The 1,252-nt window shown below is 77.4% G+C and carries 1 protein-coding gene and 1 pseudogene; one reads left to right on the top strand and one right to left on the bottom strand.

Going from position 1 to position 1,252, the window contains the following annotated elements:
- The coding region (locus EEJ42_RS51245; protein ID WP_342778354.1) for a cell division protein PerM at positions 1–667 on the top strand (667 nt) is incomplete at its 5' end.
- Between the two features lie 54 nt (positions 668–721).
- Here EEJ42_RS51245 and EEJ42_RS31495 read toward each other — a convergent pair.
- Positions 722–1,252, bottom strand: a pseudogene (locus EEJ42_RS31495) (hypothetical protein); the annotation flags it as partial.

Here is a 1,252-nt window from a genome sequence, read left to right as displayed (position 1 = left end):
GCCCCGCCCGGCCTGGGGCTGGGGCGAGACCGCGGTGCTGGCGGCGCTCGCGGCGATCGGCTGCTCGTCCGCGATGGCGCTGCTGGCCGCCGTGTCGGGCGGGCCGCTGGGCGTCGGCATCCTCGCCGACCTCGGCCCCGACGGATGGCGCACCGGCGTGGCCACGCTCACCTGGACCGGACCGATCGCGGTGCCCGGCGCGCTGGTGGTGCGCTGGGTGCGGCTGTACGTCCCCAGCCGGGCGACCTGGGCGGAGTGGAAGGCGGCCCGCGCGGCGAAGGCCCGGGCCCGGGCGGAGGCGCGGGCGAAGGAGCGCGCGGCCCACGAGGAGGCGCTGGCCCGGGTGGCGCTGGAGCCGAAGCCGGAGCCGGAGGCCGAGCCGATCGACCTGCGGAAGGCGATGGCCGAGCCCTGGTGGCAGTGGCTGAAGCCGAGCCCGCGGAAGCGCGGCAAGCGGCACGGCGGCAAGCGGAAGCGCGAGCCGGAGCGCGCCCAGGACCCGGCGACGAGCCCGGGCCTCGGGTCCGGGATCGGCACCGGCATGGGCGCGGGCACCATGGCCGACTTCATGGGCGGCATGGTGGGCGCGACCGGCCCGGTGGGCTCGGCGGATCCGGTGGCCCCGCCTCCGTACCGCAAGCCCGACGCCCCGGAGGAGACCCGGTAGACCGGGTGAACGACCCGCAGCCGCCTCATACGGGCGGCTGCGGCGCGTGGGGGGCTATTCGCCGGTGCTGAGGAGGGGCCGCAGCTCCTTGGGGAGCTGGTTCTCGCAGGCGTGCCGGGAGGTCTGGGTGAGGGCGTCGTCCACGCAGCTGTAGTAGTCCTTGTAGACGATCTGGAAGCTGAACGTCGCCGCCACGATGGCGAGCGCGAGCCCGCCCGTCACCAGACCGCTGATCGCCGCCGTCGACTGCGGCTTCGACGAGTCGGAGCCGGGTGCGGGCAGCCGGGCCGGAGTGGCGCCGGGCGGCGGGGGCGGGGCGTTGAGCGGTGCGTTCCCGGTGCCGCTCACCGCGGCCGACGTGGCCGTGGCGGTACGGCGCGGCTTGGCCCGCAGCGCGCTGATGCCCCAGTACAGGGCGAGCGCGCCGAGCAGCAGCGCGATCTGCGCCAGGCTGAACAGGGCGAAGAAGAACGCCCACATGCCCGCCAGCAGGGCGTACCGCGCGCGCCGCTGGGCCGGGTCGGTGGGGTCCCAGCCGCGCGGACCGCCCGGGCCGCCGCCTTGGCCGCCGGGCCCGGACGGGCG

It is taken from the genome of Streptomyces botrytidirepellens (assembly GCF_003721215.1).
Lineage (GTDB): Bacteria > Actinomycetota > Actinomycetes > Streptomycetales > Streptomycetaceae > Streptomyces > Streptomyces himastatinicus.
This window is presented reverse-complemented; position numbering and strand designations above follow the sequence as displayed.